Source organism: Pseudonocardia yuanmonensis, from assembly GCF_039542425.1.
Classification (GTDB): Bacteria; Actinomycetota; Actinomycetes; order Mycobacteriales; family Pseudonocardiaceae; genus Pseudonocardia; species Pseudonocardia yuanmonensis.
Genome location: NZ_BAABIC010000011.1, coordinates 37,892 through 62,149 on the forward strand (window position 1 = coordinate 37,892; position 24,258 = coordinate 62,149).

General features: G+C 74.9%; 20 protein-coding genes. 13 read left to right on the forward strand and 7 right to left on the reverse strand.

The window, feature by feature from the left end; all coding sequences use genetic code 11:
• The first annotated feature begins 56 nt into the window (after window positions 1-56).
• Both ABD990_RS17290 and ABD990_RS17295 read left to right on the forward strand, forming a co-directional pair.
• The gene (locus tag ABD990_RS17290; protein ID WP_345381575.1) at window positions 57-698 is read left to right on the forward strand and encodes an RNA polymerase sigma factor; all 642 of its coding nucleotides are present in this window, start codon (window positions 57-59) and stop codon (window positions 696-698) included.
• A complete protein-coding gene (locus ABD990_RS17295) occupies window positions 679-1,395 on the forward strand; it encodes an anti-sigma factor (protein WP_345381576.1) in 717 nt (238 codons plus the stop codon). Before ABD990_RS17290 ends, ABD990_RS17295 begins: the two co-directional genes overlap by 20 nt.
• A gap of 83 nt (window positions 1,396-1,478) precedes the next feature.
• Here the strand turns inward: ABD990_RS17295 and ABD990_RS17300 are convergent, their stop codons facing one another.
• The 3 genes from ABD990_RS17300 to ABD990_RS17310 all read right to left on the reverse strand — a co-directional run bounded on the left by ABD990_RS17300 (window position 1,479) and on the right by ABD990_RS17310 (window position 4,089).
• Window positions 1,479-1,883, reverse strand: coding sequence for a DUF6401 family natural product biosynthesis protein (locus tag ABD990_RS17300; RefSeq protein ID WP_345381577.1), 405 nt, complete (start codon window positions 1,881-1,883; stop codon window positions 1,479-1,481).
• A gap of 271 nt (window positions 1,884-2,154) precedes the next feature.
• The gene (locus ABD990_RS17305) at window positions 2,155-2,934 is read right to left on the reverse strand and encodes a mechanosensitive ion channel family protein (protein WP_345381578.1); all 780 of its coding nucleotides are present in this window, start codon (window positions 2,932-2,934) and stop codon (window positions 2,155-2,157) included.
• A gap of 264 nt (window positions 2,935-3,198) precedes the next feature.
• Window positions 3,199-4,089 carry a DUF2382 domain-containing protein gene (locus ABD990_RS17310; RefSeq protein ID WP_345381579.1) on the reverse strand — a complete coding sequence of 297 codons (891 nt, stop codon included), beginning with the start codon at window positions 4,087-4,089 and terminating at the stop codon, window positions 3,199-3,201.
• Window positions 4,090-4,403: 314 nt separating this feature from the next.
• Here ABD990_RS17310 and ABD990_RS17315 point away from each other — a divergent pair, with 314 nt between their 5' ends.
• The 4 genes from ABD990_RS17315 (at window position 4,404) to ABD990_RS17330 (ending at window position 7,507) form a co-directional block, all read left to right on the forward strand.
• The gene (locus ABD990_RS17315) at window positions 4,404-5,477 is read left to right on the forward strand and encodes a MerR family transcriptional regulator (RefSeq protein WP_345381580.1); all 1,074 of its coding nucleotides are present in this window, start codon (window positions 4,404-4,406) and stop codon (window positions 5,475-5,477) included.
• A 94-nt stretch (window positions 5,478-5,571) separates the two neighbouring features.
• Window positions 5,572-6,552, forward strand: coding sequence for a permease (locus tag ABD990_RS17320; RefSeq protein ID WP_345381581.1), 981 nt, complete (start codon window positions 5,572-5,574; stop codon window positions 6,550-6,552).
• A 1-nt stretch (window position 6,553) separates the two neighbouring features.
• Window positions 6,554-7,276 (forward strand): TIGR03943 family putative permease subunit, encoded by a 723-nt coding sequence (locus ABD990_RS17325; protein ID WP_345381582.1) that lies wholly within the window; start codon window positions 6,554-6,556, stop codon window positions 7,274-7,276.
• Between the two features lie 48 nt (window positions 7,277-7,324).
• Complete coding sequence (locus tag ABD990_RS17330) at window positions 7,325-7,507, forward strand: hypothetical protein (protein ID WP_345381584.1); 183 nt, start codon at window positions 7,325-7,327, stop codon at window positions 7,505-7,507.
• Between the two features lie 227 nt (window positions 7,508-7,734).
• On the opposite strand, the gene glgX is transcribed toward ABD990_RS17330, so the two are convergent.
• The 4 genes from glgX to ppdK form a co-directional block, all read right to left on the reverse strand.
• On the reverse strand, window positions 7,735-9,843 hold the full coding sequence (gene glgX, locus ABD990_RS17335; protein ID WP_345381585.1) for a glycogen debranching protein GlgX: 2,109 nt from the start codon (window positions 9,841-9,843) through the stop codon (window positions 7,735-7,737).
• Entirely contained in the window at window positions 9,840-12,536 is a 2,697-nt protein-coding gene (locus tag ABD990_RS17340; RefSeq protein ID WP_345381586.1) for an MGH1-like glycoside hydrolase domain-containing protein, read from the reverse strand. The genes glgX and ABD990_RS17340 overlap by 4 nt, the downstream gene beginning before the upstream one ends.
• A 116-nt stretch (window positions 12,537-12,652) precedes the next feature.
• Entirely contained in the window at window positions 12,653-14,317 is a 1,665-nt protein-coding gene (locus ABD990_RS17345; RefSeq protein ID WP_345381587.1) for an anti-sigma factor RsbA family regulatory protein, read from the reverse strand.
• A gap of 123 nt (window positions 14,318-14,440) precedes the next feature.
• Window positions 14,441-17,161, reverse strand: coding sequence for a pyruvate, phosphate dikinase (gene ppdK / locus ABD990_RS17350; protein WP_345381588.1), 2,721 nt, complete (start codon window positions 17,159-17,161; stop codon window positions 14,441-14,443).
• A gap of 433 nt (window positions 17,162-17,594) precedes the next feature.
• Here ppdK and ABD990_RS17355 point away from each other — a divergent pair, with 433 nt between their 5' ends.
• The 7 genes from ABD990_RS17355 (at window position 17,595) to ABD990_RS17385 (ending at window position 24,254) form a co-directional block, all read left to right on the forward strand.
• Window positions 17,595-18,494 (forward strand): MerR family transcriptional regulator, encoded by a 900-nt coding sequence (locus ABD990_RS17355; protein WP_345381590.1) that lies wholly within the window; start codon window positions 17,595-17,597, stop codon window positions 18,492-18,494.
• Window positions 18,495-18,774: 280 nt separating this feature from the next.
• A complete protein-coding gene (locus ABD990_RS17360) occupies window positions 18,775-19,125 on the forward strand; it encodes an NADH-quinone oxidoreductase subunit A (RefSeq protein ID WP_345381591.1) in 351 nt (116 codons plus the stop codon).
• Window positions 19,116-20,552: a hypothetical protein gene (locus ABD990_RS17365; protein ID WP_345381592.1), complete on the forward strand. Its 1,437-nt coding sequence runs from the start codon at window positions 19,116-19,118 to the stop codon at window positions 20,550-20,552. The genes ABD990_RS17360 and ABD990_RS17365 overlap by 10 nt, the downstream gene beginning before the upstream one ends.
• Window positions 20,545-21,501 carry a complex I subunit 1 family protein gene (locus ABD990_RS17370; protein ID WP_345381593.1) on the forward strand — a complete coding sequence of 319 codons (957 nt, stop codon included), beginning with the start codon at window positions 20,545-20,547 and terminating at the stop codon, window positions 21,499-21,501. Before ABD990_RS17365 ends, ABD990_RS17370 begins: the two co-directional genes overlap by 8 nt.
• On the forward strand, window positions 21,502-22,059 hold the full coding sequence (locus tag ABD990_RS17375; RefSeq protein ID WP_345381594.1) for an NADH-quinone oxidoreductase subunit J: 558 nt from the start codon (window positions 21,502-21,504) through the stop codon (window positions 22,057-22,059).
• Window positions 22,056-22,361 carry an NADH-quinone oxidoreductase subunit NuoK gene (locus ABD990_RS17380; RefSeq protein WP_345381596.1) on the forward strand — a complete coding sequence of 102 codons (306 nt, stop codon included), beginning with the start codon at window positions 22,056-22,058 and terminating at the stop codon, window positions 22,359-22,361. The genes ABD990_RS17375 and ABD990_RS17380 overlap by 4 nt, the downstream gene beginning before the upstream one ends.
• Window positions 22,362-22,367: 6 nt before the next feature.
• Window positions 22,368-24,254: a proton-conducting transporter transmembrane domain-containing protein gene (locus ABD990_RS17385; protein ID WP_345381597.1), complete on the forward strand. Its 1,887-nt coding sequence runs from the start codon at window positions 22,368-22,370 to the stop codon at window positions 24,252-24,254.
• The last annotated feature ends 4 nt before the right edge of the window (window positions 24,255-24,258 follow it).

Here is a 24,258-nt window from a genome sequence, read left to right on the forward strand (position 1 = left end):
GCCGGGTTCGTCCGGTGTTGCCATGCTCGTCCGGTGACCAGCCGACGGATCGGCCGATGACGGAGATCGTGCCGCTGCCCGGCGGCGCGGCAGGTGCCGGGTCCCGCGACCCGCAGCGGAGGCGCTCGGGCGACCCGCCGGACGGACAGTGGCCGGACGACGAGCTCGCCCGGCGGCTGCGCGACGGCGACCCCCGAGCGTTGCGGCTCGCCTACGACCGGCACGCCCGGGTCGTGCACACCGTGGCCCTGCGCCTCCTCCGGTCGCACCACGACGCGGAGGACGTGACCCAGCAGGTGTTCGTGCGGGCGTGGCGGGGGCGCGCGACCCTCGATCCGGACCGGGGTGGCCTCGGCGCGTGGCTGATCGGCATCACCCGGCGGCAGATCGCCGACCGGCTCGCCGCGCGGGCCCGCGACCGCGCGGCGACCGACGGGGCCCTGCGCCTCGGCCCTCCGCCGCCGCTGGAGCGCAGCCCCGACGAGATCGTCGACGCCGTGCTCGTCGCCGACGAGCTGGATCGCCTGCCCGAGCAGCAGCGTAGGGTGATCAGGCTGGCCTTCTACGACGATCTCACCCAGCAGCAGATCTCCACCCTGACCGGACTCCCCCTCGGCACGGTCAAGAGCCACCTGCGCCGCGGGGTGGACCGGCTACGGCGACGATGGGAGGCGGGCGGTGCCGCACCCGGGGCCTGACGAGCTCGTCGCCGCCGCCCTCACCCGTGACCCGGTCCCCGGTGTCGCCGACCACCTCGCCGTCTGCCCGTCCTGCCGGGAGGAGGTCGAGGCCCTGCGGCGCACCGCGGAGCTCGTGGGCGATCACCACGGCGAGCCGCTCCACGACCCGCCGCCGGAGGTGTGGGACCGGGTCGCCGGTGAGCTGGGCCCGGAGCTCGGCGGTGCCGCCGCACCGGCGCCGGCCCGCCCCGCCAGGTCGTCCCGGCGGCGCGTCCCCGCTCTCCTCGTCGCGGCCGCGCTCGTGGTGGGGCTGCTCGGTGGTCTCGGCACCGGTCTGGGGATCGCCGCCCTGCGCGAGGGGCGGGCCGACGACGCGCCGTCGGTGCCGCTCGTCGCCGTCGCCGCAGGCTCCGCGGTCGACGGCAGCACCGGGCTCGCCGACGTCGACGGCAGCCGGGTCCTCACCGTCCGGGTCGGCCGGGCCCAGGTCGGACCCGGGGAGTTCCTCGAGGCCTGGCTGATCGACGCGGCCGCCACCCGGCTCTACACCCTCGGGGCGCTCACACCCGACGGCCCGGGCACCTGGTCCGGGCGCTTCGTCCTGCCCGCGGACCTGCCCCTCGACGTCCTCGACACCGTCGACGTCTCGATCGAGGCCTACGACGGCGACCCCGGCCACTCGGGCGACAGTCTGCTCCGCGGCCGCACGGCCTGACGATCCTCGGGGTCGTTGCTGTCCCGCACCGGCAGGGTTTCCCGCAGTCCGCACGGAGACGCCGCACGAGGAGGACGTGCAGCTCAGGCGCGCGAGCCGTCCACCGAGGGGCCCCACGGCGGGAGCTGGGGCGGCGGCAGGTGACGGGTCGGTGCCAGGGCGCAGACGGCGACCAGGCGCAGGCTCGTCCAGTCCGCCCGCTCCCAGGACGTGAGGTCGTCCGCCGGCGGTCGCCAGCCGTGGGCACGGGCGTGGGTGAGCACGCCGTGCGCGTAGCCGGCGAGCAAGGCCAGGCCGGCGATCATCGCCGTGCTCTCCAGGCCGATGGTGGTGGCGTCCCGGACGGCGGCCGCGTGCTGGTCGACCACGGCGGCCAGACCCGGGACCGCTGCTGCCGCCACGAGCCCGGCGCACCCGACCTGGTCGTGGAGCTGGGCCAGCCAGCGCCGTGCCGAACGCTCGGTGAACACGCCCGTCGTCCCGCTCACGCGGATCACGCTACCGGCGGCACCTCGACAGGCACAGGGCGGCCCTTATCACTGTGGCGCGGATCCCGCACGACGAGGCGGTGGCTTCCACCCGGCCGGGTCACATGGATCGGACGGACCTCGTCGGACGAGCGCCCCGGGCGGGTTCGACGACACGCACGTCGAACGGCGTGGACAGAAAGGAGGCGGGAGCGCTCGCCGTGCGAGCGCTCCCGCCTCGTCGTCCGTCGGTGACCGGCGTGCGCGTCCTGCGCGGCCGGTCGGAGCCGGCTCAGCCCTGGTACTGGCGGGCACCCGGCTCGGTGGTCTGCTGGTCGGCGTACTGCCGGGCACGGGCGGCGTCGGCCTCCCCGCGGGCACGGGCGGTCTCCAGGTCCGACCTGACGGTGTCGGACTGCTGCTGCGCCTTGCGGTAGCCGGAGTCGATGAGGTTCTTCGCGGCGTCGCGCCCGCCGAGGCCGAAGGCCAGCGCGGCGGCCAGGGCCAGCCCACCGATCAGGGCGATGTAGGTGGCGGTCACGATGACCGGGGCGATGCCCAGCTGGGTCAGGATCATGAACACGGCGATGGCCATGACCAGGGTCGGCGCACCGGTGCGGACGATCCGGCCGGTCGGGGTGTCGCCCATGGTGCGGTGCGCGAGCCCGCCGACGGCGCCGGCGACCGCGGCGGCCACGATGAAGATGAGCAGCGCGGCGATGACCCGGGGCAGGTAGGACAGCACGAGGCCGAAGAAGAGGGTCAGCGCCGGGATGTTCAGGGTGGCGATCGCCGCCGAGATCACGAACAGCATGATCACCCAGAACACGACGCCGCCGACCAGCCGCGCCGGGCTGCCGCCGGGGCTGACCTTCTCCACGTAGCGGCCGCCGGAGTTGGCGGTCAGCCGCTCGTCCAGCCGGGCCTTCTGCAGGCCCTTGGTGATGAGCTTGTTCAGGATCTTGGCGATCAGGTACCCGACCACCAGCACGACGATGGCGCCGAGCAGCTGTGGCAGGTAGTTGACGAAGGCGGTGAACCCGCTCTGCAGGCTCTGCAACGCGTCGAACATCGGACCGACCTCTCGGTGTGGGTGACCTGTGCGGCCCGCCCCTCCGAGGTCAGGCCTGGTGGGGGGCTACCCCCTGCTCCCCCCGGAGCAACCTCTTCCTGCGACCGCATCGCGACCAGAGCGGCGTCGGGGGCATCGGTACGGGGTCGGGCCGGTGCGACGATCGATGGAACCGTGGTGCCACCCCGCGCACGCACCTCGGCCCCGACGACGGCGGCACCGCCCCGAAGGACGGTGCCGCCGCACGTTCACTGCGCTCGAGGGTCAGCGCTCGTCGGTGCGCCGGCCGGTGCGGCCGGTGCTCTCGACCCCGGAGGCCTCGATCTCCTCCTTGCGGACCTGGCCGCTGACCTGCTGCTCCTCGGTCACGGTCTCCTTGCCCATCCGCACCCGTTCCACCGGTACGGCCTCGGTCTGGGTGACCGGGCGCTCGGCGTGCAACGTGACCTCGTGCTCCTCCTCCGAGATCTCCGGACCGTCGGTCGCCGCACCCACGTTCGACTCGGTGATCGGCTCGCGCTCGATCCGGACCTCCTCGTGGGAGACCGGGACGGTCTGGGTGACGTGCTCGGTCACCACGTACTTGCGCAACCGGGCCCGCCCGGCCTCGGTGGTCTCGGTGCCGACGCGCATCCGCTCCTCGGAGCGGGTCATCGCGTCGTCGGTGTTCGGCCCCGAGACGTCGTGGCCGGCCGCGCGCTCGACGCGATCGCCCGCGCGGTCCTCGATGCGGTCCTCGATGCGGTCGCCGGTACGTCCGGCGGCCGAAGCGCTGTCCGTGTACCCGGCCTGCGTGGTCTGCCCGCCCTGCCCGGTCCGGGCGGTGACGGACTCGCCCCCGTAGGGAACGCCGTAGTGCTCGAAGAGCTGCTTCTCCTCCTGGACGCTCAGCTCCCTGTCCGGGTCGTGGTGCGGCGCGGACTGCAGGGCGTCCTTGTCGAAGGGCACCCGCAACTCGTTCCCGGCCAGGTCGGCGGTGGCCAGCGGCACGAGGGAGATGTGCGAGCCGAACAGCCCGCTCTTGACCGCCGCCCACTCCGGGCGCTGCGTGTCGTTGTCCAGGTAGATCCCGTCCACCTTGCCGAGCTTCTCTCCGCCGCGACCGGTCACGGTCACCCCGAAGATGCTCTGCGGGTCCTTGAGGTTCACAGCCATCGTTCGTCGTCCTTCCGCTGAGGCGCCGCGCCGTTGCGGCGGTCACTGATGCAGGCATCGGCCGATGCGCCGGGGGTAGCCACCGCCCGCGCCGTTACACACCGTTGTTCAAGATCTGTCCAAGTTTCGGGCGTCGCGAGAGCCCTGGCGGACGTTCCTCCCGGACAGTCGATCGGGTGCAACTCATGTGACCCCGGGTCGGCGAACTGCGATGATGGCCGGACGCCGCGCATGATCGGAGCAGACCCCGGTGCACGGCGTGGTGCGCCGCAGGTCCCGGGCGCGAGGGCGGGTGATGGTCGATGGAGCCGGGAGTGCCCATCTCCTCGGCCGCGCGCGGACTCGGCATCGAGCCCGCGACCCTGCGGGTCTGGCAGCGTCGCTACGGCCTCGGCGCCAGTCACCGCTCCGCGGGGGGACACCGCCGCTACACCGACGCGGACCTCGCCCGCCTGCGCACCGTCCGCGACCTCGTCGACTCGGGCATGAGGACCGGCGACGCGGCACGTGTCGTCCTCGCCCCGGGCTGGGCGGCGCCCACCGCGACATCACCGGGCACCCGGGACGTCCCCGGACCGGAGTGGCCCCCGCTCGCCGAGGCAGTTCTGCCGGCAGCGCCGTCCCTCGCCGACTCCGCAGCCCGAGCGGGCCCGTCGGAGTACGTGGACCTGCTCGTCGAGGCGGCCCTGAACCTCGACGAAGCACTGCTCGCGTCCCTGCTCGCCGCGCACCTGACCGGCCACGGCAGCTATCTCACCTGGGAGACACTGCTTCGCCCGGCACTGCGCGGTGTCGACTCGTGCCGCGCCGGCCGCCCCGATCGCGTCGCCGCCGAACACCTGCTCTCCCAGCTCGCCTCGGCGGTCCTCCTCACCCGGTCGACGACGGGCGGGCCGGGCCCGTCGACCGCGCTCCCGGCGGACCCGATCCGGCGCACACGGACCCGGGACGACCACCGGGTGGTGCTGGCGTGCGCTCCCACCGAACAGCACGCCCTGCCGCTGCTGGCCCTCGGAGCCTGCCTGGCCGACGCGGCCGTGCCGACGCTCACCCTGGGTGCGCGCACCCCCACCGTCGTCCTGCGCCGGCTGGCCGAGCCCCGAGCCCTCGGCCAGGAGCCCTGCCTGATCGTGGTGCTGGCCGTGCGACCCACCGCGGCCGACGCCGCGATCCTCACCCCGCACGGTGATGAGGTGACCTGGATCGCCGCGGGTCCCGGATGGCAGCCACGGACCCTGCCACCCGGGGTGCTCCACGCCAACGGGCTCGCCGCGGCGTCGAGCGCGGTACACGCGCTCCTCGACGGCGTCGTGCACGAATCCGGTCCGGTTGCCGACGAGCGGTCCGGGCACCCGGCGAGCAGTGCTCGTCAGGCCGGCACCCGATGACCGAGCAGCTCGTCGGGCTCGAGCGCCCTGTTCTCGTGTGAACGATCTGCTCGTTCCGCCGCGCAGCCGCTGCGGGGCTGTGATCATCCGCCGCGTGTCCTCCACCGTCGCTCGTCCCCGGGTGTGGTCGCTCCACGCCGTGTGCTCGGTCCTCGTCGTGGCCCTGGTGGCGCGCCCGCTCCTCGCCGAGGCGGTCGTGGATCCCGCGCTCGGCATCGCCGCCACGGTGTTCGTGGCCGTGTGCGTGCAGGCCCTGCCCTTCCTCGTCCTGGGGGTGCTGCTGTCCGGCGCGCTGACCGCGTTCGTCTCCCCCGCCGCGCTGCGCAGGCTCCTCCCCGAGCGTCCCGGCGCCGCCGTCCCCGTGGCCGCGCTCGCCGGGACGGCGCTGCCGGGGTGCGAGTGCGCCTCCGTCCCGGTCGCACGTCGGTTGATCGGCCAGGGCGTCCCGGACTCCGCGGCCCTCACGTTCCTGCTCGCGGCCCCCGCCGTGAACCCGGTCGTGCTGGTGTCGACGGCCGTCGCCTTCCCCGGCGAGCCGCGCATGACGCTCGCCCGGTTCGTCGGGTCGCTGGCCACCGCCTGTGTGACGGGCTGGTGCTGGCAGCGGTTCGGACGCGCAGGGTGGATCGTCGACCGGGCCCGCCGCTCCACCCCCGGCGCCCCCGGCACGGACCGGTGGACCGTGTTCGCGGAGACCGCGCGGCACGACCTCGTGTCCGCGGGCGGCTTCCTCGTCCTGGGAGCCCTGTTTTCCGCGGCGCTGACCGTGGCCGTTCCGGCGTACTGGACCGCCACGCTCGCCGGCGACCTCGTCCTCGCCGTCGCCGTCCTGGCGGTCCTCGCGGTCGTGCTCGCGCTCTGCAGCGAGGCCGACGCGTTCGTCGCCGCGTCCCTCACCGCCCTGCCGCTGCTGCCCCGGCTGGTGTTCCTCGTCGTCGGGCCGGCCGTGGACGTGAAGCTCGTGGTGCTGCAGGCCGGCACCTTCGGCCGCTCGTTCGCCACCCGGTTCGCCCCGCTGACCTTCGTGGTCGCCGTCGGCTGCGCGCTGGCGGCCGGGCTGGTGCTGGGGCTCTGACGTGCACCGCGACACCCAGAACGTGATCCTGCTGCTGCTCGGCGCGACCCTGGTCCGCATCACGGCCGACGACACCGTCCTCCGCTACGTCCGTCCCGGTCACCGGTGGTGGGTGCTCGGCGCCGGGATCGTGATCGTCCTGCTCGCAGCGGTGGCGGCGCTGCGGGACCACGTGCCGCGGCTGCTCGGACGGTCCGGCCGGTCCCCGGCCGGGCACGCGCACGGGGGCCCGGAGAGGCACGCCGCCTGGCTCATGGTCGTCCCGGCGATCGTCCTGGCCGTGGCGGCCCCGGCGGCGCTCGGTGCCGACGCCGTCACGCGGACCCCGCTCCCCGACGCCGCCCCCGTCGACGTCCGGTACGCGCCGCTCCCGCCCGGCTCGGCACCGGAGCTCACGCTCACGGAGTTCGTCGGCCGGGCCGGATCGGACGGCGGCGCGACGCTGGCCGGCCGGACCGTCACCCTGACGGGGTTCGCCGTCCCGGGGGGCGAGGCCCCGCGCCTCGCCCGCATCGCGATCTCCTGCTGCGCCGCCGACGCCCGGCCGCAGACGGTTCGGCTCGTCGGCGGCGCCGGGCCGGCCCACGTCCCGCCGGACACCTGGCTGCGGGTCCGCGGCGTCCTGCAGCCCGGCAGTGCGAGCAGCGCCACGCGATGGGTGCCCGCCGTGCAGGTGGCGTCCGTGGAGGTCGTCCCCGTCCCGGTGGACCCGTACGAGTACTGACTTCTCGCCTGGTGGTCGTCATCGCCGGACCGGTGCGAGGCTGGGGCGATGGCGGAGGTTCCCGGGGCGAGCCATTCAGGGCTGCAGATCACCGACGTGTCCCTGACCGACTCGCGGTTCAGCGGCGTCGAGGTGGTCGACGCGAGCTTCCGGCGCGTCCGCATGCGCGGGGTGTGGATCGGCGAGGTGGAGATCGACGGCCACGTCGCCGACCTGCGGATCAACCGGTGAACGGGCCCGGGTACCCCCGGCCGGCAGCTACCCGGTGGCGGAGTGCCTGCGCACGGTGCTCGCCGAGGAGTGGCAGCAACTGGCAGGACCGCCTCTACGCCGAGCGGGACCTCGACGTCCTCCACGGGCGGGCCCGAGCGCAGGGCCCCACCGAACCGGAATGAGCCGACGCCCACGCCGTCGAACTCCTCGTGGCGTGCGCGCTGCCGGAGCCCACGACGAGGCCCTCACCGGGATGGGGCATGCAGCACGACGATCGACCGCGGCTCCACCGTGACGACGTCCCCCGCCGCGCGCTTCCCGTGCCGCTCCACCTCCGCTGGCGCGTAGGTGTCGAGCTCGGCCTGCCAGACCTGCCCCTCCCGGGTCGGCGGCACCGTGAACCGCGTCGGTTCCCACCAGGCGCTGACCAGGAGGAGGAAGTCGTCGTCGAGCTGCTCGCGGCCGGTCGCGTCCCGGTCCGGCGCGTCCCGGCCGTCGAGGTAGATCGCGACGCTGCGCGCGGTCGGGTCGGCCCACTCGGCAGCGGTGACGATGGTCCCGGCGGGTGTGTACCAGCGCAGCATCCGCCAGTCGACGCCGGAGAGGAAGCGCCGCCTGCGGAACACGGGATGGGCCCGGCGCAGGGCGACGAGCCGTCGGCTGAAGGCGAGCAGCTCCTCGTCGACGTGCGCCCAGTCGAACCAGGTCAGCTCGTCGTCGTGGCAGTAGGCGTTGTTGTTGCCGCGCTGGGTCCGGCCGAGCTCGTCGCCGCCGAGCAGCATCGGGATGCCGAAGGAGAGCAGCAGCGTGGTCAGCAGGGCCCGCTGCTGCCGGCCGCGCAGCGCCCGGACCTCGGGGTCGTCGGTCGGTCCCTCGTGACCGCAGTTCCAGGAGCGGTTGTCGTCCGTCCCGTCGCGGTTGCCGTCGCCGTTGGCCTCGTTGTGCTTGGTGTCGTAGGCGACGAGGTCGGCGAGGGTGAACCCGTCGTGCGCGGTGACGAAGTTGACCGACGCGGTGGGCCGCCGGCCGCGTCCGCCGTAGAGGTCGGCGGAGCCCGCGAAGCGGGTGGCGAACTCGCCGAGCAGGCCCGGGCGGCTGCGCCAGAAGTCGCGGACGGTGTCGCGGTAGCGGCCGTTCCACTCGCGCCAGAGCGGCGGGAAACGGCCGAGGTCGTAGCTGTCCGCCCGCCCGACGTCCCAGGGTTCGGCGATCAGCTTGGCCCGCGACACGACGGGATCCTGGGCGACCAGGTCGAAGAACGCGGCGAGGCGGTCGAACCCGCCGTCGTCGCGGGCGAGCGTGGGGGCCAGGTCGAAGCGGAACCCGTCGACGCCCATCACGGTCAGCCAGTACCGCAGCGAGTCCATGACCAGCTGCAGCGTGAACGGGTCGGCGGTGTTGAGCGAGTTGCCGCAGCCCGTCGTGTCGAGGTAGCGACGGGGGTCGGCCGGGTCGAGCCGGTAGTAGCCGGCGTTGTCCAGCCCGCGGTGGCACAGCGTCGGGCCGTGCGGGTCGCCCTCACCGGTGTGGTTGAAGACGACGTCGAGGACGACCTCCAGGCCCGCCCGGTGCAGTGCCTCCACCATCGCCCGGAACTCCGCGACCTCCCCGCCGGGGCGGCCGGCGCGGACCTCGGCCGAGTACCCGGGGTGCGGGGCGAGGTAGCCGATCGTGTTGTAGCCCCAGTAGTTGGTGAGCCCGCGTCCGGGCAGGAAGGCCTCCGACACGTGGTGGTGCACCGGGAGCAGCTCGACGGTGGTCACCCCCAGCCCGACGAGGTGGGCGACGGCGGCGTCGTGCGCCAGCCCCGCGTAGGTGCCGCGCAGCTCGGGCGGCACCCCCGGGTGGGTCGCCGTGAACCCCGTGACGTGCACTTCGTAGACCACCGTGTCCGCGTAGGAGTACCGCGGCGCCGGGTCGGAGATCGTTGCGGGCGGGCCCACGACCAGGCTGCGCGGGACGTGCGCCGCCGAGTCCAGGGCGCTCGGCCGCGCCGGGTCGTCGGGGTCGTGCCCGAGCACCTCGGCCCCGAAGCGCACCTCGCCGGACACCGCGCGTGCGTAGGGGTCGAGCAGCAGCTTGGCCGCGTTGTACCGCAGGCCGCGGGCGGGCTCGTACGGCCCGTGCGCGCGGTAGCCGTAGGCCCGGCCGGGGCCGACGCCGGGCACGAACCCGTGCCAGACGCCGGCGTCGTACTCGGGCAGGGCGAGGCGGACCTCGTCGGTCCCGTCGAACAGGCAGAGCTCCACGACGTCGGCCCGGGAGGCGACGGCGAAGTTCGTGCCGCCGTCCCGGACGGTCGCGCCGAGCGGGGCGATCGCACCGGGCAGCACGGTCGGAGCGGGCTCGCTCATCGGTCCGGGTTCTCGTCGCGCAGCCGGCGCAGCACGTCCCCGACGGGGTCGACGGCACCGTGCCGACGGCGGATCACGTCCGCGACCAGGCCGGTCCAGCCGGTCTGGTGGGAGGCACCCAGTCCCGCGCCGTCGTCGCCGTGGAAGTACTCGTTGAAGAGCAGGTTGTCCCGCCAGCGGGGGTCGTGCTGGAGCCGGTCCACCCCGCCGAAGCAGGGCCTGCGGCCGTCGTCGCCGACCAGGAACAGCGACACCAGCCGCTCCCAGAGATCGGCCACGACCTCGTCGAGGCGCAACCGCTTGCCGGAGCCGGTGGGGTACTCGACGGTGAAGTCGTCGCCGAAGAACCGGTGGTAGCGCTCGAGCGAGTTCACCACCAGGTGGTTGACGGGGAACCACACGGGGCCGCGCCAGTTGGAGTTGCCGCCGAACATCGGCACGGTCGACTCGGCCGGCTCGTAGTCGATCTCGGCGTGCAGGCCGGGTGCGTCGAGCACGTACGGGTGGTCGCGGTGATACGCCGAGACCGACCGCAGGCCGTGCGGGGACAGGAACTCGGCGGGATCGAACAGCTGCGCGAACAGGCGCTCGAGCCGGTCGACGCCGACCACACCGAGCAGCAGCTGCCGGTGCCCCTGCTCGCCGCGCAGCAACCCGCGCTCGGCGAGCGCCTCCTGGTCGTCGAGCCCCTCCCGCTGCAGGAACTCCGCGAAGTGCTTCCCGGCGGCCGCCGCGCGCCGCAGGATCGGCTCGTCGGCGACCCCGGCGGCGAGCATCGGGATGACGCCCACCATGGAGCGCACGGCCACGGGCACGGCGGTGCCGTCCGGGGCGACGAGCCGGTCGGCGAACAGCCCGGTCTCCGGGTCCCACAGGCCCGCGGAGTCGACGGCGCCGCGGATGGCGGCCAGGTGCTCGAGGAACTTGCGGACCAGGTCGTCGGCCGGGCGCCGGCCGGAGTGCCGCAGCACGGTGGCGACGGCGCCCATGGCGAGGGCGTAGGCGGCCATCCATCCGGTCGCGTCGGACTGTTCCAGCAGATAGCCCGGCGGCAGGTGCGAGCGGTCGATCGGGCCGATGTTGTCCAGGCCGAGGAAGCCGCCCTCGAAGACGTTCGAGCCGTCGGCGTCCTCCAGGTTGACCCACCAGGTGAAGTTGAGCAGCAGCTTGTCGAACACCCGCGAGAGGAAGTCGACGTCGCGTGCACCGTCGATCGCGAACACCTCGAGCGCGGCCCAGGCCTGCACCGGCGGGTTGACGTCCCCGAAGTCCCACTCGTAGGCGGGCAGGGCGCCGTCCGGGTGCTGGAACCACTCGCGGCACACCAGGATCAGCTGGTACTTCGCGAAGGCCGGATCGACATGGGCCAGCGCGACGCAGTGGAAGGCGAGGTCCCAGGCCGCGAACCAGGGGTACTCCCACTTGTCCGGCATCGACATGATGTCGAAGGAGTTGAACGTCCGCCATCGGGCGTTCCGCCCGCGCCTGCGGGCGGCCGGCGGCGGGGGCTGGCCGGGGTCCCCGTCGAGCCAGCGGGCGACGTCGTAGTGGTAGAGCTGTTTGCTCCACAGCAGCCCGGCGAAGGCCTGGCGCATCACGGCCGCCTCGTCCGCGGAGGCGGCCGCGGGGGTGAGCTCGGCGTAGAACTCGTCGGCCTCCGCGCGCCGCCGGTCGCGGACGCCGACGAAGTCCTCGCCCAGGTCGCCCGCGCGGTCCTCGGGGTGCAGCCGCAGGCGCAGCTCCACCGTGGCGCCCGGGTCGACCTCCACCCGGTACCGGACCGCGCACTTGGTTCCCGTGCCCTCCGGGTTCACGGTGGCCGCACCCGCGACGACGTGGTCGTTGATCCCGTCCTTCGGGTACTGCGGCCCGGGAGTGCCGTAGAGGCGCTGCAGGTTGGTCTCGTTGTCGCAGAACAGCAGCTCGGGCGCGACGCCGTCGGGGCCGGGGCCCGCGGTCAGCTGCAGGCCCCCGAGGAAGGGGTGCGGCACGGCCACGGTCGCCGGACCGCTCGCGCGCATCGCCGGCGCCGCGGCGGCCGGGTCCCAGGACCACGTGTTGCGGAACCACACCGTCGGCAGGACCTGCAGCTCGGCCCGCTCGGGCCCGGCGTTCGTGATCTCGACGGTCATCAGCAGGTCGTCGGGGTCGGCCTTGGCGTAGTGCACCTCGACCACCCAGTAGCGGTCGTCGTCGAAGACGCCGGTGTCGAGCAGCTCGTACTCCGGGTCCCGACGGCCGCGCGCCCCGTTGGTCGCCACCAGGTCCTGGTACGGGAAGGCGCGCTGGGGGTAGTGGTAGCGCCAGCGGTTCCAGGCGTGGCTCGGGACCGCGTCGAGGTACCACCAGTACTCCTTCGCGTCCTCGCCGTGGTTCCCCTCCGCACCGGTCAGCCCGAAGATGCGCTCCTTGAGGATCGGGTCCCGCCCGTTCCACAGGGCCAGACCGAGGCAGAGCCGCTGCTCGACGTCCGAGAACCCGGCCAGCCCGTCCTCGCCCCAGCGGTAGGCCTGCGAGCGCGCGCGGTCGTGCGGCAGGTAGGTCCACGCCTCGCCGTCCGCGCTGTAGTCCTCGCGGACCGTGCCCCACTGCCGTTCGCTCAGGTACGGGCCCCAGCGGTACCACGGATCGCCGGACCGCAGCCCCTCGTCGAGGCTCCCGAACCCCCGCACCCGCTCGCTCTCCGCACCCACCGCGCCTCCCCGTCCCACCCGGTCCTCCGGCGCGTCCGAGGCTGACGGGCCCCCGTCGGCCGCGGATCACCCCCGGTGGGCGAACTCCCTCCGACCCACGCCTCCGCCCCGGCGGGTCAGGGCGTGCCGGACTGCAGCGAGCCGGGGATGTAGAGGCCGCGGCGGGTGGCCCGGCTGAGGGCGAGGGCGCGGTCGGGGGCGTCGAGCATCGCGGTGATGTGTTCGACGCGGCCGGTCACGGTGCCCTCGGACAGGTGCAGCCGGGCGGCGATCCGGCCGTCCGGCCAGTCGTCGACCAGCAGCCCGAGGATGGTCAGGTCCAGCGGCGTCAGCCGCTGCAGGTCCGGCGGCGGCGAGAGCAGCAGGGCCGTCCCGTGGATGCTGCGGGGGTGCGGGGGGCAGCGCAGCGCGGTCACGCAGATCAGGCCCCCGGCAGGGTTCGGGGCGAGGAACCGGGTGCGGTCACCGCCCCGGTCGAGGTGGCGGGCGGCGGTGCGCGTCACGGCGGTGCGGGCGTCCAGCAGCCGGTGGCCTGGCAGTTCACCGAGCGGCAGCACCCTGCCGGTGCAGGTGAGCAGGGCTCCGGCGACCGCGTCATGCACGGTGTCGGCGAGGGTGGCGGTCCCGTGCGACGGGTCGAGCGCGGGCCCGCCGATCAGCGCGGCGAGGCGGGCCTCGGTCTCGACCAGGCGCCGCCGGCGGCGCTCGGCCCCCGCCCGGGCGAGGTCGGCCCACCGCCGGCGCCGTTCGGCGCTGGCCCGGGCGTCGTCGGCGCGCCGCCGGGCGGTCTCGGCCCGGGCCCGGGCGACGGTCACGACGCTCTCCGCGGGCGCGGGGGGACGGCCGCCGCGCAGCCGGACGGTGAACCCGTCGGCCGCGGTCAGGAGCTCGATGTCCACGCGCGTGAACTGGTGGCTGAGCCACAGCCCGAGCCCGGCGCCCACGGAACCGTCGGGGACGGCGACGAGGCCGGTCAGCGGGTCGGGCGGCCCGGGGCCGGTGTCGTGCACCCGGACGAGGACCCGTTCGGAGCCCGTCCAGACCGTCACGGTGAGGGGCGGCCGCCCGTACAGCTGCGCGTTCGTGACGGCCTCCGAGACCGCGAAGAGCAGCTCGGTGAGCGTCCCGGCGTCGACCCTCCCGCGAGCGGCCTCCGTCACCCGGCTCCGGGTCTCGCTCAGCGAGGCGTCGACCAGCGCGACGGCCGGCGGGGTGCCCTCCAGCGGATCGGCCGGCACCGGCAGGGGCTCGAACTCGGCGACCTCCTGGTAGCGCGGGCTCGCGCTGCCGCCGTCGGGGGTGAGGATGCGGCGGTGGGTGCGTTCGACGACGTCACGGACGGGCCGGGCCGTGGTGGTGGCGTCGTAGAGGCAGCGGCTGTAGACGGGGTAGTCCTGCCAGACCACGTTGACCGCGGACTCGTAGCGGTCCCACCCGGCGAAGCGGCCGCCGTTGCCCTCGTGCGGGACGTCGCCGGCGATGCGGATCTGCTCGGCGCCGGCCGCCAGGTGGCGCTCGAACTGCTGCCGGTAGGCCTCGATGGCGCCCGCCGGCGTGGCGTACAGCCCGGTGTCGACGATGAAGTCGACCGCGGCCGTCCGGGGCAGCCGTGCCCGCAGCAGGTCGCACTTGCGCTCGTCGTAGCCGATGACGACCGGCTCCCCGGCCTCCGTCCCGCCGGTCACGAACGGCACGATCAAGGCGAGGAACTCCTCGTCCGAGGAGTAGAAGCCGGCCTCGTGCACGTGTCCGACCCGGCCCTGCGCTGATCCTGTCCTCATCCGTGCGCTCCGGACTCTGGCCGCTCCCCGGCGGTGGTGTGGACCGGGTTCGAGCGACGGGCGTAAGGGCGCGGCCTACCCCCTCTGCCTGATTCTATGCCGCGGGGCGGGCGGCCGTCGCCCTCAGCGCGGCCCGGCGAGCCCGGCGGCGGTGTCGTCGAGGGAGACCGCGGCCCGGCCCGCCTCGAGGCGGGCGACCGGCACCCGGAACGGGCTGCAGGAGACGTAGTCGAGGCCGACGTGGTGGAAGAAGTGGACCGAGTCCGGGTCGCCGCCGTGCTCTCCGCACACCCCCATCTTCAGCCGGGGCCGCGTGCGTCGGCCCTCCTCGACGGCGATGCGCACGAGCCGGCCGACGCCGATCTCGTCGAGGGTCTCGAACGGCGAGACCGTGAACACGCCCTTGTCCAGGTACGCCGCGAAGAACGCGGCCTCGACGTCGTCGCGCGAGAACCCCCACGCCGTCTGGGTCAGGTCGTTGGTGCCGAAGGAGAAGAAGTCCGCGGCCTCGGCGATCCGCCCGGCCGTGAGCGCGGCCCGCGGCAGCTCGATCATCGTCCCGACCGGGATGTCGAGCGTGACGCCCTCGCGCTCGGCGACCTCGGCGAGGATGCCGTCCGTCTCGTCCCGGATCAGGTGCAGCTCCATCACCGAGCCGACGAGCGGGACCATGATCTCCACCTCGGGGCGACCGCCGGCCTTGATCCGCTCGGCGGCGGCCTCGGCGGCCGCCCGCACCTGCATCGCGAACAGGCCGGGCACCACCAGACCGAGCCGGACGCCGCGCAGCCCCAGCATCGGGTTCGACTCGTGCAGCCGTTCCACCGCGGCGAGCAGCGCCTCGTCCGCGGCCGGGTCCTCGCCGCGTTCCCGGGCCACGGCCACGCGGACCGCGAGCTCGGTGCGGTCGGGCAGGAACTCGTGCAGCGGCGGGTCGAGCAGGCGGACGGTGACGGGCAGGCCGTCCATCGCCTCGAACAGCTCGACGAAGTCGCCGCGCTGCAGGGGTCGCAGCGCCTCGAGCGCCTCGGCACGTGCGGAGGACGTCTCGGCCAGGACCAGCCGCTCGATCAGCGCCCGCCGCTCGCCGAGGAACATGTGCTCGGTGCGGCACAGGCCGATGCCCTGGGCCCCGAGCCGGCGGGCGCGCGCCGCGTCCTCCCCCGTGTCGGCGTTCGCCCGCACCCGCAGCTCCCGGGTGGCGTCGGCGTGCGAGAGGAGGCGGTGCACCGCGAGCACCAGCTCCGCGGTCTCCTCGTCCACCCGGTCCAGCACCGCCTCGAGGCCCTCCTCGAGGTACCGGGCGACCGGGGAGGGGATCACCGGTACGTCGCCGAGGAAGACCTCGCCGGTGGAGCCGTCGATCGCGATCACGTCGCCCTCGTTCACGACGACCTCGCCGACGCGGGCCGTGCGGGCCGCCGCGTCGACGTCGATCGCCTCGGCCCCGCACACGCACGTGCGGCCCATCCCCCGCGCGACGACGGCGGCGTGGGAGGTCTTGCCCCCACGACTGGTCAGCACGCCGGACGCGGCGATCATGCCCTCGAGGTCGTCCGGGTTGGTCTCGCGCCGGACGAGGATCACGTGCTCGCCGGCCGCGTGCCGCGCGACGGCGGCGGCCGGGTCGAACACCGCCGCCCCGACCGCGGCCCCCGGCGACGCGGCCAGGCCGGTCGCCAGCAGCGTCCGGTCGGCGGACGGGTCGAACTGGGGGAACATCAACCGCGCCAGCTGCTCGCCGGTCACGCGCTGCAGCGCCTCGTCCAGGGTGATCAGCTGCTCGTCGACGAGCTGGGCGGCGATCCGGAACGCGGCGGCGGCGGTGCGTTTGCCGACCCGGGTCTGCAGCATCCACAGCGTGCCGCGCTCGACGGTGAACTCGATGTCGCAGAGGTCGCGGTAGTGGGTCTCCAACCGGCGCATCACGCCGTAGAGCTGCTCGGCCGAGGCCCGGTCCCGCTCGGCGAGGTCGGCGAGAGTGAGCGTGTTGCGGATGCCGGCGACGACGTCCTCGCCCTGCGCGTTCGGCAGGTAGTCGCCGTAGACGCCCTGCTTGCCGGTGGCGGGGTCGCGGGTGAAGCACACCCCGGTGCCGGAGTCCGCGCCGAGGTTGCCGAACACCATGGTGCAGACGTTGACCGCGGTGCCGAGGTCGTGCGGGATCCGCTCCCGGCGGCGGTAGAGCCGCGCCCGCTCGGTGTTCCACGAGTCGAACACGGCCTTGATCGCCAGGTCGAGCTGTTCACGGGGGTGCTGCGGGAACGGTCGGCCCGTCTCCTGCTGCACCACCTTCTTGTAGGCCTCGACCAGCTCCTCGAGGTCGCCGGCGGTGAGGTCGACGTCCTGGGCGGCGCCGCGCTCACGCTTCCGCGCGTCCAGCGCGTCGGCGAACAGCGCGCCGTCGATGTCCAGCACGGTCTTGCCGAACATCGCGATCAGGCGCCGGTAGGAGTCCCAGGCGAACCGCTCGTCCCCCGACACCGCGGCCAGCCCGCGCACGGACGCGTCGTTGAGCCCGATGTTGAGGACGGTCTCCATCATCCCGGGCATCGAGAACTTGGCGCCGGACCGCACGGAGACCAGCAGCGGGTCCTCGGGATCGCCGAGCTGGCGGCCGATCCGGTCCTCGAGCGCGCGCAGCGCCCGGGTCACCTGCACGCGCAGCTCGGCCGGCACGGCCCCGTCGGCCAGGTACCGGCGGCACGCCTCGGTGGTGACGGTGAACCCCGGCGGCACCGGCAGCCCGAGCCGGGTCATCTCCGCGAGGTTGGCTCCCTTACCGCCCAACAGGTCCTTCTGGTCCTTGCCGCCCTCGCCGAACTCGTAGACGTACTTGTGCATCGGCCACCTCACACGTCGTCGGGCAGGAGGATCCGTCCGCTGTCGAGCCGGGCATCCGATGCTGCTCCGTCCCGGTGGCCGGGACCAGACCCGAGCGACGGATCCTCGCGCTCGCACAGGCGGCCCGCCTCGTTCCGCTCGGGAAGGAGGCGGGCCGCGCGCGCCGGGGCCCGGACGGGGCACCGCGGTGGGAGCGGACCGAGGATCATGCATCGGGCCGGGGTGGGTCGCGCACCACTCCGGCTCCGGGGTCCGGCGCTCTGGCCGGCGGCCCGGTCCGCGTCCCGCACTGGGGGGCAGGCGCGGGATCCGCGCACCGGGCCGACCTCGTTCCAGGGTGCGGCGGCGGGTCGGGTAGGGCAACGGCCGAACCTGCGCATTCGATTCTCCGAAGACCCGTGCGCGCGGCGGCCCGTGGGCGCACGCTTGCCCTGTGTCGGTCAGCACGCAGAACCAGCCGGAGAGTCCGTTGACGATCCAGCAGGTGAGCGCGCTGCTCGCGGTTCCGGTCTCCACCCTGCGCACCTGGGAGCACCGCTACTCGGTGCCCGGCGTCGTCCGGACCCGTGGCGGGCACCGCCGCTACCCGGCGCAGGTGATCGACGAGCTGCGCATCATCCGGGACGAGATCGCCCGCGGCCGGCGCGCGGGTGACGCCGCGACGACCGCCCGCCTGCTGGTCGACTCCGACGAACCCGGCCGCGACCTCGTGGACCGCTTCCTGGACGCCGCCCGCGCGATGGACCAGCGCGGGGTCCGCTGCTGCCTGGACGACGCCGCCCGGCTGTTGGGCCTGGGAGCCACGGTCGACCTGGTGCTGGTGCCGGCCATGCGCCGGATCGGGCACTGGTGGGAGATCGGGATGTGCGACGTCGGCCACGAGCACCTGGCGACGGAGGCCGCACGGACCTGGATCGCCCGGACCGTGGCGTTCGCCCCCGAGCCGCGTCGCGTCGGGTGCGTCCTGCTCGCCTGTGGCCCCCGGGACCTGCACTCCCTGGGCCTGGAGGCGTTCGGCATGGTCCTCGTCGCGGACGGACGGGCCTGCCGGGTGCTCGGTGCGCGCACCCCCGTCCCGAGCCTGGTGATCGCCGCGGAGGCTCCGGACGTGGTCGCCGTCGTGGTCGTCTCGCACCTGTCCCTCGGCCGGCGGCCCGCGGTCGCCGCCCTCGAGGCGGCGGCGGCGCTGGGCCGGCCGACCTTCCACGCCGGGAACGCCTTCCTCACCCGCCCCTCCCGCCGCCGGGTTCCGGGCCTCTACCTGGGCGAGAGCCACCGCGACGCGGCACGCCTCCTCGAGGAGACCCTGGCCCGGGCGTCGCTCGACGACTGACTCGCGCCGGTTGGTTCCGTTCCCTTGCTCGGACGACCGAGCGGCCGGGTGGGGCGGGCGAGCGCGACGGCTCCCCCCGTCGCCCTTCCGGAAGGATACCCTAGGGGGGTACCCTATTCAGCGGCACGAGGTGAGACCGCGCCGGGAACGGGTAGGAGGTCGCGAGCGGCGTGGACAGCGCCGCGGGACCGGTCCACGATGGCCGTCGTCCCGGATGCCCGTCCGGGGTACGGGTATGCGCGACCGGAGTGCCGCCGGTCGGCATGGGAGGGGAGGACGCGTGCGGGAGTTCGTGCCGGTGCTCGCCGCCCTCGGCGTGGTCCTCGCACTGGTCGCGCTGCTCTACGGGGCCGCCCGGGCGGTGCGGCCCGACCCGACGGCGCGGGAGGTGCTGCCCTTCGGCGGCGGCCTGCCGCCCGCGCAGCACGCCTTCTCCCGGTTCCACGTCCGCTGGTACCCCGTGACGATGGTCTTCCTGGCCTTCGACATGGAGATGGTGTTCATGTACCCGTGGACCCTGGTGGTCTCGCGGGTCGGGACCGCCGCCGTGGTCGAGATGTTCCTGTTCCTCGGGATCCTGCTGGCCGGGGTGGTCTACGCCTGGCGCGAGGGCGCGCTGCGATGGACCTGACCACCCGCCTCGTCCGCTTCGCCGGCGCCCGGCCGCACGTCCTCCTGGTCGCGGCCCGCGGTGGTACCGCCTGTCGGCTGGCGGTCGAGCGGGAGCTGGCCCGGCGCGGGTGGCCGCTCGCGACGAGCCCCGCCGACACCGACCTCCTCGTCCTCGCCGGGCTTCCCGGGGACGAACTCGCGGAGGCCGCCGACGCGACGTGGGCGGCGGTTCCGACCCCGCGGGCCCGGTGCCGGATCGACCGGCCCGCCGACGTCGCGCGGATGCTCGACCGGGCCGCCTCGGACCTCGTCACCGCGGGCCGGGGATGGGGGATGCAGGTCTCGTCCGGGCCGTCGGTCCACGAGAACCACGGAGAGGCGGCGAGCGCGCAGGAGGAGGACCAGCAGCCTCGGCACGAGCAGCACGGCGGCTCCGGGCAGCACGAGCACGAGCAGCAGCACGGCGGGCACGAGCAGCGTGAAGGGCACGACCAGCACGAGTCGCACGGCGGACACGGGGACCACGGCGGGCACGAGAACCACGGGGGGCACGGGGGGCACGGGGGGCACGGGGGGATGGAGATGCCGGGCGGGCTGCCGATGGCGGATCTCGGGGAGGACCGGGACGGCCTGATGCTCGACCGGTTGCAGGTGAGCCTGGGCCCGGTGCTACCCGACTGGCCGGCCGGGCTGGTGCTGGACCTGACCCTGCAGGGCGACGTCGTGCAGGAGGCGGCCGCGCGCCTGACGGACGATCCGGCCACGACCCCGTTCTGGACCTCCGGCGCGCCGGATGAGGCACCGCGCCGCGCCGTCGCGCGGGAGCTGGACGCGCTGGCCCGGGTGCTCGCCGTCGCCGGCTGGGAGGACCCCGCGACCAGGGCCCGCCGCCTGCGTGACGATCTCCTCGAGCCCCCTGCCGGCGCCTCGTCGGTCACCCGGACCGAGGAGACCTACCGGGCCGCCGCCCGGTTGTCCCGCAAGGTCCGCCGCTCTCGGACCCTGCGCCGGATGCTGCGCGGGCTCCCGGACGTCCCGGCGCTGGTCGCCCTGCGCCTGACCGCCCTCGACACCGCCCTCGACACCGCGCTCGACACCGCGCTCGACCGCGCCCTCGACACCGTCCTGCCCACCGACCACCCGCCCGCGTCACCCATGGGCGACCGGCAAAGGGCACGGGCGACCCGGCTCGGCCCGGGCGACGTGGAGCGGGCCCTGGTCGGGGCGGAGCTCGCCGCGGCCCGCCTGCTCGTCGCCGCCGCCGACACCGACACCGCCGCCGACCCCGACGCCGCCGGCCCCGACCTCCGGCCCGACGCCGACACCGGCACCGACGCCGACCCCGACACCGACCTCCAGCCCGACACCGGCACCGAGATCCTCGCGCCCCACGGACGCCCGATCGCCGGCCGACACCCCGCGGAGGAGGACACGGGCCATGGATGAGCCGATGCCGGTGCCGGCCCCGCCCGACGCGCTGCCCCTGTGGTGGGTCCTCGTGCTCCCCGTGCTGCTGGCCGCGGTGACCTGGGCGGCGGTGACCTGGGACGCGGTGCTGGCCGCCCGCGCCGCCGGCCGCCCGGCGGACCTGCGCGCCCCGGTCCGGGAGGTCGCGCGGCTGCTGGTGGGTCAACGCAGGCGCACGGTCGCCGCCGACCCCGTGCTGTGGCGGCTCGGACCCGCGCTGCTGCCGGTCGCGGCGGTCCTGGCGGCGGTGGTGATCCCGCTCGGGACCAGGCCGGTTGCCGACCTCGGCGTCGGGATCGTCTGGTTCAACGCCGTCGAGGTCCTCGGGTGGGTCGCGCTGTGGACCGCCGGGTGGGGCCCGAACAGCGTGATGTCGCTGGTGGGCGGGTACCGGTTCGTCGCGCAGGGCCTGGCCTACGAGCTCCCGCACATGTTCGCGATCATCACCGCCGCGCTCGGGGCCCGGAGCCTGCGCGTGACGGACGTCGTGGCGGCCCAGCAGGACCTGTGGTTCGTCGTGCTGATGCCGGTGGCCTTCGTGGTCTACCTCGTCTCGGCGGCGGCGATCGCGTTCTGGGGGCCGTTCGACGCCCCCGTCGCGGGCGACCTCGCGGGCGGCGCCGGCGCGGAGCTGTCGGGGGTCGACCGGCTGCTTCTGGTCGTGGGGCGGTGGCTGCTGTTCGTGGCCGCGGCGGCGATGGCGGTCCCGCTGTTCCTCGGCGGCGGCGCCGGCCCGTGGCTGCCCGCGTGGGCGTGGGTGGCGGTGAAGACCCTCGCCGTGCTCGCCGTGCTGGTCTGGCTCGGCCGCAGGTTCCCGACGATCCGCATGGACCGCTTCACCGAGATCTCCTGGATCGTGCTCGTGCCGCTGACGATCGCGCAGGCGCTGGCCGTCGCGCTCGTCGTCCTCGGAGAAGGAGGCCCGTAGATGGTGGCGGTGTTCTGGGTGCTCGCCCTGACCGCGGTGGTGTCCGGCTTCGCGGTGTTCCGGCTGAGCTCCATGGCGCAGGTGACCTTCGCCCTGCTCGCCTCGTTCCTGGCCGTGGCCGGGCTGGTCGTGCTGCTCGGGCTGGGCTACCTGGGCGTGGTGCTGGCGCTGATGATGGTGATGGAGATGGTCGTGATGGTCGTCTTCATGATCATGTACATGATGAACCCGGCCGGGCTCATGCCGATGGCGATGTACCACAACAAGCCCGGCGCGATGACGATCTCGGTCACCACCTTCGTCGTGCTGGCCGCCGGGGTCCTGCTCGTCGACTGGCCGGACCGGGCCGGGGAGCCGCCGCCGGACCCGACCTTCGCGCTCGGCCTGTCCCTGATGAGCGGCCAGATGCTCACGATGATGACCCTGGGCGTCACGCTCTTCGCCACGATCGTCGCGACGGTCGTGCTGGCGACGGGCCGGGGCCGCTACGAGCGCCTGGGCGACGGGCTCGACGCGCCGACGGCCGCCGACCCGACCGGCGGGGGTGTCGGCCGGTGATCCTGCAGCTGTTCCTGCTCACCGCGGCCGGGCTGTTCGCGATCGGCCTCTACGGGGCGCTGTCCCAGCAGTCCATCGTCATGCTGATGATGGGGCTCGAGCTGATGCTCAACGGCGTCCTGCTGGCCGCCGCGGCGCTCTGGTACTTCCTCGCCCCGGCCGGCACGGACGGCCAGGTCCTGATCGTCGTCGTGATCACCGCGATGGCGGTGGAGATGGCCGCCGGCTTCGCCGTGGCCACCGCGATCTACCGGGCCCGGCAGGTCGACATGACCGACGGCGCCGCGGACCTCAAGGGCTGATCCGCGGTGCTCCTGGGGTGGTTGATCGGGCTCCCGCTCGCGGTCGGCGCGGTGCTCGCCCTGGCCGACCTGGGGCCCGCACGCCCGCTCGAACCCGAGTCGCGGCGGGGCCGGATCGTGGCCGGGATCGGCGTGGCCACGGCCGTGCTCGTCACGGTCCTGGCGGTCGCCGCCGCCGTCTCCGGGCCGCGCGCGGAGGCGGCCCTGTTCGCCGGGATCCGGGCCGGTTGGGCGGTCGACGCGCTGTCCGCCGTCCTGGTCGTGACCGTGGCCGTCGCGACGCTGGCGGTGCTGGTGTTCGCGGCCGGCGAGCCGGAGCTGCGCACCGGGCGCTTCGCCGGCCTGATGCTGGTCTTCGCCGGGTCGATGCTGGCCACGGTCACCGCCACCACGCTCGCTCCGCTGCTGATGGCGTGGGAGGTGATGGGCGCGGCGAGCTGGGCCCTGATCGGCTACGCCCATCGCGACCCGGCCTCGGTCGGGGCCGCCCACACCGCCTTCCTGACCACGCGGTTCGCCGACCTCGGGCTCTATCTCGCGGCCGGTGCCGCGCTCGCCGGCGGGGCGGGCGCGCTGGCCCTCGACCAGCTCCCCGGTGCCGCCCCGGGCTGGCGGCACGTCGTCGCGGCCGGGATCGTGGCGGCGGCCCTCGGCAAGTCCGCGCAGCTGCCGTTCGCGTACTGGCTCTCCGGTGCGATGCGCGGCCCCAGCCCCGTCTCCGCCCTGCTGCACTCGGCGACCATGGTCGCCGCCGGGGCCTACCTGCTGCTGCGCACCTCCCCGCTCCTCGGCGCGGTCGGCTGGGCCGGCCCACTGGTGGCCTGGATCGGGGCGCTGACGGCGCTCGGCCTGGGGCTGGTCGCCGTCGCGCAGCGCGACCTCAAGCAGCTGCTCGCCGCCTCCACCTGCGCCCAGATCGGCTACATGGTCCTCGCCGCGGGTGCGGCGAGCGCCGCAGCGGGCGCCGCCGCCACGTCCGCGGGCGTGCTGCAGCTGGTGGCGCACGCGGCGACGAAGAGCCTGCTCTTCCTCGCCGCCGGTGCCTGGCTCACGGCGCTGGGCACCCGGCGGCTCGACCGGCTCGAGGGCGCGGCCCGCCGGTTCCCGCTCGTGGGCGTGACGTTCACGGTGGGGGCGCTGTCCCTCGCCGGGATCCCGCCGCTGTCGTTGTGGGTGGCCAAGGACGCCGTGCTCGCCGCCGCCCTGACCTCCGCGCTCCCGGGCGCACCCGCGCTGTACGCGGTGGGGCTCGCCGGTGCCGCCGTCGCCGCCGTCTACAGCGCGAAGGCCGTGTGGTTCGCCTGGCGGCCCGACCGGCCGGTCCCGGACACCGGCCTCGAGCAGGAACCGACCGGGCGGGTCCCGCGCGCCGCGGGGCCGCCGCTGGTCGTGCTGGCCGCAGGGGCGGCCGGACTCGGGGTGCTGCCGCTGGTCGGCCCCGCGGTCCTGGCCACGGACGCGCCCGCCGGGTGGGAGCTCGCGCTGTCCGCCGCGGTCGCGCTGGCGGCCGCCGGATGGGCCTGGCGCCGCGCCGGCCGGCTGCCGGCGCCCGCGCTGCTGCGGGACTGGCTGCGCCTGGAACCCGCCGCCCGCGCGCTCGTGGCCCGGCCGGTCCTGGCGACCGCTCGCGGCCTCGCAAGGTTCGACGACCGGGTCCTCGACCGGGCCGTCGACGGCACCGCCCGGACCACCGTGCGCCTCGCCCGCGGCCTGGACCGCCGCGGCGAGGGAGCCGTGGACGGCGCGGTCCGCGGCGTCGCCGACGGCGCGCGCGTGCTCGGGCGGTGGGCCCGCCGCCCGCAGACCGGGCAGCTGCACCAGTACTACGCCCAGGCCTCGGTGGCGTTCGCGCTGCTCGCCGCGCTGGCCGTCGTCGTGATCGTCGTGAGGTGAGGCG